The sequence below is a fragment of the Cryobacterium aureum genome (genome assembly GCF_002954245.1).
Classification (GTDB): Bacteria; Actinomycetota; Actinomycetes; order Actinomycetales; family Microbacteriaceae; genus Cryobacterium; species Cryobacterium aureum.
Genome location: NZ_PPTG01000002.1, coordinates 206,202 through 213,643, shown reverse-complemented (window position 1 = coordinate 213,643; position 7,442 = coordinate 206,202). Strand labels below are relative to the sequence as shown.

At 63.2% G+C, this 7,442-nt stretch carries 6 protein-coding genes; 1 reads left to right on the top strand and 5 read right to left on the bottom strand.

The window, feature by feature from the left end; all coding sequences use genetic code 11:
- The first annotated feature begins 365 nt into the window (after positions 1 to 365).
- Positions 366 to 2,111, top strand: coding sequence for a hypothetical protein (locus CJ028_RS01880; RefSeq protein WP_129590351.1), 1,746 nt, complete (start codon positions 366 to 368; stop codon positions 2,109 to 2,111).
- Positions 2,112 to 2,196: 85 nt separating this feature from the next.
- On the opposite strand, the gene CJ028_RS01875 is transcribed toward CJ028_RS01880, so the two are convergent.
- From CJ028_RS01875 to CJ028_RS01855, 5 genes are read right to left on the bottom strand one after another with little or no spacing between them, the layout of a single operon-like run.
- Complete coding sequence (locus CJ028_RS01875) at positions 2,197 to 2,928, bottom strand: alpha/beta fold hydrolase (protein ID WP_105033575.1); 732 nt, start codon at positions 2,926 to 2,928, stop codon at positions 2,197 to 2,199.
- The gene (locus CJ028_RS01870; protein ID WP_105033574.1) at positions 2,925 to 3,515 is read right to left on the bottom strand and encodes an isochorismatase family protein; all 591 of its coding nucleotides are present in this window, start codon (positions 3,513 to 3,515) and stop codon (positions 2,925 to 2,927) included. Before CJ028_RS01870 ends, CJ028_RS01875 begins: the two co-directional genes overlap by 4 nt.
- An 18-nt stretch (positions 3,516 to 3,533) precedes the next feature.
- Positions 3,534 to 5,012 carry a D-alanyl-D-alanine carboxypeptidase/D-alanyl-D-alanine-endopeptidase gene (locus CJ028_RS01865; protein ID WP_240607023.1) on the bottom strand — a complete coding sequence of 493 codons (1,479 nt, stop codon included), beginning with the start codon at positions 5,010 to 5,012 and terminating at the stop codon, positions 3,534 to 3,536.
- 33 nt (positions 5,013 to 5,045) lie between these two features.
- A complete protein-coding gene (locus tag CJ028_RS01860) occupies positions 5,046 to 6,032 on the bottom strand; it encodes a Gfo/Idh/MocA family protein (protein WP_105033573.1) in 987 nt (328 codons plus the stop codon).
- Positions 6,029 to 7,411: a DHA2 family efflux MFS transporter permease subunit gene (locus CJ028_RS01855; RefSeq protein ID WP_105033572.1), complete on the bottom strand. Its 1,383-nt coding sequence runs from the start codon at positions 7,409 to 7,411 to the stop codon at positions 6,029 to 6,031. Before CJ028_RS01855 ends, CJ028_RS01860 begins: the two co-directional genes overlap by 4 nt.
- Positions 7,412 to 7,442 lie beyond the last annotated feature (31 nt).

Sequence of the window (7,442 nt, the reverse complement as noted above, 5' to 3'; positions counted from 1 at the left end):
ACGGGTAATCCTTCACACGATCAAGCGTCATACGAACCGCTCGCTCACGAACCTCATCTGGGTATTTCTTGGGCATAACCGAATCCTTTCACTAGAAAGAAAGCGGCAGGAAATCAGGGACGGTTCAGTACGACTATTCGCTCGCGTGGATCTACTCTGAGGCTATCTGGTCAACCCGATTGCCTGGCAGGCATGGACGAAATCAATTTGTCATCCAGTTGTGTAGTGCACTGTTGCGGACACAGGCCCTTCCAGAGAAAGAAAAACTTGACCTACTGAGTGCGCTCCACATGGCAATACGGATGGGTGCTCGGGATGATCCAGACTACGAATTTCATCCAACGATTGAACTCTCGGAACTAGTCTTGGATGGCATAATCACGGATCAAGGAATCGTCGATATGTATGCAGCCGACTGGATTTGGTTTTTTGAGGAGCCGGTTAACCAGAGTTACGAGGATATTGTTCAGCACCGGGAGTGGAACCGAAAAAGACGCGAGTTTGCTCAAAAAAACGTATCAGTCGCCGCACTGGTCGGTTTGGTCTGCAATGGCAACGCACGAATTGCTTACGAAGCTGAGACGATTCTTAGAGGTCGCGGGTCCCCGATTCCCTTGGAAACTATTCGAGCCATGTACTACTCGGCCATGGCGGAGAACCGATCTACACCAGATAAGATTCTAAGTTGGTTAGCTGACGTCGGCTCGGGACCTCAGTTACTTCAGACGATTGCGGATCATCGAGCTTGTTCTGCTGGCACTCTGGCGACGCTCTGGAGAAAATACGGCGAGATCACTAATACGGACGACGGAAATCAATTAGTTCAGAGGATCGCCGCCAATCCAGCTTGTTCTGCCGAACTGCTCGCTGACCTATATCGAAAGCACGGTGAGCAAGACTTTGTTCTTGCCAGAACGATTTCTGACCATCCGTCGGCCCCTGTGCAGTTGGTCTGGACAATTCTCACCGATCATGGAGCCTTAACCGCAGGATCGCGGATTGTGGCAGAGAAGAGCGCATTTTCGCTCGTTGACTTCAGTCGTGCTCTCGATGCAGGAATCAATCTACATTCTCTCCTCGTGCGTCGAGACGTTCCGCTCACATTATTAGAGGCCGCAGCGCTGGATGAAAGCGAGTACATGCGCGCTGCCGTGGCAGCGTCGCCATCCACGCCTGAAAATATCTTGCGGATTCTGGCAGCAGACCACAGTGAGGACGTACGCTCGGCGGTCGCGTTAAGCGCTAAATCGAGAGGGATGGCGATCAATGCGTGGTTTGCGTCTGACCCTGCCAGCCCACTGCAGGCAGGTCTCGAGGCGGAGGCGGCCGACGCTCCGGAGTTAGGCGATTCCGTATCTGAGCTGCCAACAGATGCGTGGCATTACTGGATGTTTGACCTCGCTGTCGATGAGGACTGCACGAGTGATCTACTCGATCGGATTTGGGAAGCGGCTCAATCGACGGAAAGCGTCGAGCAGCAGAAGGAACCGGAAGAGCGAACGCTCGTTGCTGCCGCTAGACGTCTTGCGTCGAATAAGAACTCAAGCTCCGACCTATTGCTCCAAATAATGTCCACCGACGATGAACGGGCCCAGCTTCTCGTCATGCTGAATCCCAATGCGCCAACCGAATACCTCTGGGAAATGGATGAATGGATGGATTACCCCGAAACCGTTCAGGCCGTTTTCCTGTCAAAAGTTCACATCGACGTCGACTCAGACGAGGGGTCGCGCGGCTTCGTCGAACACATGCTTGATGTGCTCGAATGGCGTGACGCCTCATTACCAGCAAATTGGTTCGACCAGGGTTGGGATTCCCCGTCTTGGCTTCCGGCGGAAGCACGCAGCAGCTTTAGCGAGGTGACGGACAGGTTCAGGACATGTCTCACGGAGCTCGCCCTGAACCCTTCTCTTCGCGACACAGACCAAGAACGCATAAGGACCCATCCCGACTTGGTGGCCACGATTGCAAATCGAATCCGCAGCGACTTGGATAAGGTTTGGGGGACATTCACATCGCCGGTGATCAGAAGAGAACTTCTGAAGAATCCGAGGATCTCCGAGCAGCGGCTGGCCGCCGTACGTCAGGAGCTGGAGTCGGAAAACACCTAATTGCGCGGATGAACTTCACCGGACGGCAGGCTTCCCGCCGAAAACCAGCAAGAGGAGTCTCGTCTTCGTTCGGTTCGCTCACAGCTCAGGCCAAAAAATCCAGGGCGACCTGCTTGAACTCGCGCGACGTCAGCGCGTTGAGGTGGGTGCGGCCCGGCAACTCAAGATATTGGGCGTCGCGCTCGGCGGCGAGTGCGGCCACCCCGGTCGGAATCGCGTCGGCGCCGCCCGCCACAAACAGCTGCGGGATACCCACCGGCACGTCGAGCGTGCAGCCCGCCACCCCCTGCACGCACGCCAACAGCGCCTCGCGGTCGGCGCCAGCGGCGATCGCCGGGCCGAGCACGGCGGCGATGGTCGGGTCGGCGGGCAGCTGACCCGAGACAACGAATCGGGCCACCTCGCCCTGATCCCAGGTCTCGAACAGTTCTAGCGGACCAGCGCCGCCGAGCACGAGGCGTCGCACGCGCTCCGGCGCCAACCGGGCCAGGGCGGCCACGATCCGCGAGCCCATCGAGTAGCCGATCACGTCGACCCGCTCGAGTTCGAGGGCGTCGAGCACGGCCACGAGGTCGGCGGCGAGCTGCCGGGGCGCGTAGTCCGCGGCGCGATGCGGCTTATCGCTACGGCCGTGACCACGCAGGTCCGGCGTTATCGCGCCGCGCTCGCCTTCGCCCAGCGCGCGAACCCAGCCGGAACCGCCCCAGGTGACCGCGGCAGTCGACGCGAAACCGTGCACGAGCAGAACCGGCCGCTCCCCCGCCGTGGCGTCGAAGGCGATGCGCACACCGTCGAGCCGTCTCGCGAACTCTGTCATTCGACGGCGTCACTCGCAGCGAACACCGCTCCGGCGTGCGCCATCTCGGCGAGGGCAGTCGCGGTGGATTCGGCGGCGACCCCGGCGACGAGATCGGTCAGCACGCGCACGTGCTGGCCGTGTTCAAGCGCGTCGAGGGTGGAGGCCCGCACGCAGTAATCGGTGGCCAGGCCGACAATGTCGACGTCGGTCACTCCGTGCTCGCTCAGCAGCGCCCCGACGGTCTGCCCGGCCTCGGTGGTGCCCTCGAAGATGGAGTACGCGGGCTTGCCCTGACCCTTGCGAATGTGAAAGGTCACGGCATCCGTTGTGAGAGCTTTGTGATATTCGGCGCCCGCAGTGCCTGCCACGCAGTGCACCGGCCAGGTGGCGGCGTAGTCGGGAGCGGCATCGCGGGCGAAGTGACCGCCGTTGTCATTGCCGATGTCGTGCCAGTCGCGTGAGGCGAAGACGTATTTGTAGGCGAGCGGATGCTGCGCGAGCAGCGCACTCACGCCCGCCGCGACGGCCGCCCCACCGTCCACCCCGAGCGCACCGCCCTCGGTGAAGTCATTCTGAACGTCGATGATGAACAGTGCACGGGTCACGATGTCTCCTTCGAATGGTCAGTTATTAGACAGATTGTCGCCGCAGTGAAAGAAACCGGTAGTCAACGTGTCGATGGCGATTTTGGCGTTGGAACTGACGTTGCCGATGGCGTAGATGGAAAAAGTAAGCGGGGTACCGTCGGCGGCGTGGATGATGCCGGCGAGCGTGTAACCGGTGTCGATCCAGCCGGTCTTGGCGAACACGGCGCCGTCAGCGGCGGAGTTCGCGCCAGCGAAACGGTCGCTGTAAGAGAGGGATCCGCGCGGTCCGCCGGCGACCGGCAGGCCGTCGAACAGCACGCCGAGGTTGCCCTCGCGAGCGTTGACCTTGATGAACAGGGCAGTGAGGTAGGCCGGCGATACGGCATTGTTCGGACTAAGGCCCGAACCGTCCTTGATGATCATGCCGGTCGTGTCGATGCCGTAGGCGGCGAGACCGCCGACGATGCCCTGCTGCAGCGCGGCAAAGGAGTTGCCTGCGCCGTTTTCGATGGCGACGAGGCGGGCGAGCATCTCGGCGATGGTGTTGTCGCTCACGATGAGGGACTGCTGAATGAGCGTCGACACCGGTGCGGACTGCACGGCACCGAGCTGCGCGGCACCGGCCGGAGCGGTGGCCTGGCTGATGGTCAGTCCCCCGCCGAGCGCGTCGGCGAAAGCCTGGCCGGCCCGGGCAATCGGGTCTTCGCTGCGAGCGGAGGTGCTGCGGGTGGGTTCATTGCGGTCGCCGTCCACCATGAGGGCGGTGATTTCAGGCATGTAGCCGAGGCCGAGTTCAGTGCGGGCCCAGCCGTCGTCCCAGTCGGGGCCGGAAAAGTAGGACGAGTCGAGCACGAGTGAGGTGATCGGCGGGTTGGCCGGGTCGGCGGCCCAGGCGACCATGGTCTGGGTGGCAAGGTCGTCGAGGTGGGCGGCTCCCGTGTAGAACGGTTCCTGACCGGTGGGCAGGCGCGACAGGGTCAAATCTCCGCCGCCGACGAGAACGACCTGGCCGGGTTCGGTGCCCTTCACGACCCGGGTCGTGGCCCGGTAGTCGCTGCCCAGCACGTTGAGCGCAGCGGCCGAGGTGAGCACCTTCATGACACTCGCCGTGCGCGACGAGGTCGTACCGCCGCGGTCGAACAGCACCTCACCGGTGTTGGCGTTGACCACCTGCGCCTGAAAATCGGCCAGGCGGGTGTCGGCGGCGAGCCCGGCGACCGAGCACGTGCGCAGGCGGCTGGCCGCTGTCGTTTCGGCGGGCACCGGCCGGGCCGGATCCACCGTGGGCGTCGGGCTCGGCGTGGCCGTCGGCGAGCCCACAGCGGATGCCGCCGCCGGCTCATTCCCGCCGTTCTGGGTTCCGGCGAACACGGCTCCACTGCCCAGCAGCACGAACACCAGGGCGCCGGCGGCGATCAGCCAGGCCCGGCGGTGCCGCGTGAAGATGGCCGCGATCCCGCCGCGCGGGGCCGCATCGGCCGTGGCGGGTTCGGGTGTCTGCACTGGTTCGTCCACCTCCGTATGGTATCCGACGCTCTACCGGGCCGGCTATTCGCCCGGGTAGCGCAGGCCGATCTGAGCGCGCACGGCATCAAGGGTCTCCATGATGGCGACCGATTCTTCGGCCGGCATGATGCCGCTCGAAATTCTGCCGGCCCGAATCAAAGTTTCAACCTCGACCGCTTCGAAGTGCATGCCGCGCCCGGTGAACTCGGCCGGCACAAAGGTCTCGAGTACAGCGCCGAGATTGTCGAGAACCCGAAACCCGGTCGGCGAGTACCACACGGAGTCGATATCGATGCGCCCTGCCGTGCCGATGATGGATGCCATGGTCGGGCCGAGGGTGTCGCTCGCCGAGAACGTCGTAGCGATCTGGCCGTCGGCATAGCGAAAGATGGTCGCGACCTGGGCATCCGCTCCGGTGGTTTTGAACGAGGCGCTGGCCAGAATCGTGTCTGGTGTCCCGAAGACGGCGTGCGCGAAGTTCACTGGATAGACGCCGAGGTCGAGCAGCGCGCCGCCGCCCAGGGCGAGCGAGTTCAACCGATGCGCGGGGTCGTCGGGCAGATCTTGCGTATGGTCGGCGAGCAGGCTGCGCACGTCACCGAGCGTTCCGGCGGCGAGAACCTCGCGGATGCGGGCCATGTGCGGCAGAAACCGCGTCCACATGGCTTCCATGACCAGCAATCCGCGGCTCGCGGCGAGGTCGACGATTTGTCGGGCTTCGTGAGCGTTGAGCGCAAACGGCTTCTCGATCAAAACGTGCTTGCCGGCGTTCAGCGCGAGCGAGGCATGCTCGGCATGGAAAGGGTGCGGGGTCGACACGTAGATGGCGTCGACCTCGGGGTCGTTCACGAGATCTGCGTAGCTGGCATGCGCGGTGGGGATGGAGAATTCAGCAGCGAAGGCATCCGCCGATTGCTGGCTGCGCGACCCCACGGCCTGCACCGTGTGGCCGTTCTGCACGAGATCGTTGGTGAACAGGTGGGCGATGCCGCCGGTGGCCAGGATCCCCCAGCGGATGTGAACCGTCATGCCTGCAGTTTATCCACGTGCACCGACATTGCGTTTTGGATACCCAAGCCCGAGACGATTCCACCGCCGACCAGCAGAATTCCGGTGACAATGGCCGCCCGATGAAACCCCTCCAGGTCGAGCACCGGGCCGACGATGATGCTCGCCGCTGCAATGGCAACGAGTCCGGCCACCCGTGACACGGCATTATTGACGGCCGACGCGATGCCGGCCCGGCTGGGATCGATGGCGCCCAGGATGGCGGAGGTAAGCGGGGCGACCGTGATGGTCAGGCCGAGGCCGAAGATCACGACGCCGGGCAGTACGTGGCTGAAATAGGTGACGCTCTGATCGACCCGGAGCATAGCGAAAAACCCTATTCCGGCGGTGATCGGGCCGACGCACATGAACAGTCGCGGCCCGAACCGTCCGGCGAGCCGGCCGACAAGTCCCGACAGGGCAATGCTCAGAATGCTTACCGGTAGCAGTGCGAGGCCGGCCAGCGTAGCTGTATACCCGCCGACCTGCTGCAGGAACACGGCAAGAATGAATGAGCCGAGCGACAGGGCCGCATAGATGAAGGTCGTGGCCACGTTGCCCACCCAGAAGTTGCGCACCTGAAACAGGCTGAGGGGCATCATCGGTTGCCGGGTACGCCGCTCGTGCCCGATGAACGCCGCAAAGCACACGAGGCCCACCACGAGAGGGATCAGGATGACCGGGCTCCCCCACCCGAAGTTCCCCTGTTCGATGAGTGCGAAGACGGGCAGCGCCAGTCCGAGCACTCCGAGAATCGCGCCGACGATGTCAACGCGGGTGCCGGCATCCGCTGCGGGGTCGCGCGGCAGGCGCGCCAACAGAAGCAGCGTCGCCGCGATGGGCACGATGTTGATGGCGAAGACCAGCCGCCACGACGACAGGTCGACCAGCAGACCGCCGATGAGCGGGCCCGCGATGAAGGCGGTGCTGGTCCAGGCAGTCCAAGTGCCGATGGCGCGGGCCTGACCGGCGCCGGAAAACGTGCTGAAGATGAGGGCGAGAGAGCTCGGCACCAGCAGGGCACCGGCCACTCCCTGCAACCCGCGCGCGCCGATCAGAAAGGGAGCGCTCGGTGCCACGGCACAGAGAACGGATGCTGCGGCGAACCCCACGAGACCCCAGAACAGCACCCGCTTACGCCCGAAAGCATCGGAGAGCGAACCGGCGAGCAAGATGATTCCACCGAGGGTAATGAGGTAAGCGTCGACCACCCACTGCTGGGTGGCAATGCCGCCGCCGAGCTCACGCGTGATCGCCGGCAGGGCCACGTTGATGACGGTGCCGTCGAGAAAGGCGATGAACGAGGCGAGCACCGCAACCACGAGAACGAGCCGTTGGGTGCTGGCCGAAGAACTTGTCATGCTCCGAGTTAACTCCACCGACTAGGAATAT

Bases quoted from the DNA above. Each gene is read 5' to 3' on its own strand.
- CJ028_RS01875 (WP_105033575.1), bottom strand. From the start codon at position 2,928: ATGACAGAGTTCGCGAGACGGCTCGACGGTGTGCGCATCGCCTTCGAC.
- CJ028_RS01860 (WP_105033573.1), bottom strand. From the start codon at position 6,032: ATGACGGTTCACATCCGCTGGGGGATCCTGGCCACCGGCGGCATCGCC.
- CJ028_RS01855 (WP_105033572.1), bottom strand. From the start codon at position 7,411: ATGACAAGTTCTTCGGCCAGCACCCAACGGCTCGTTCTCGTGGTTGCG.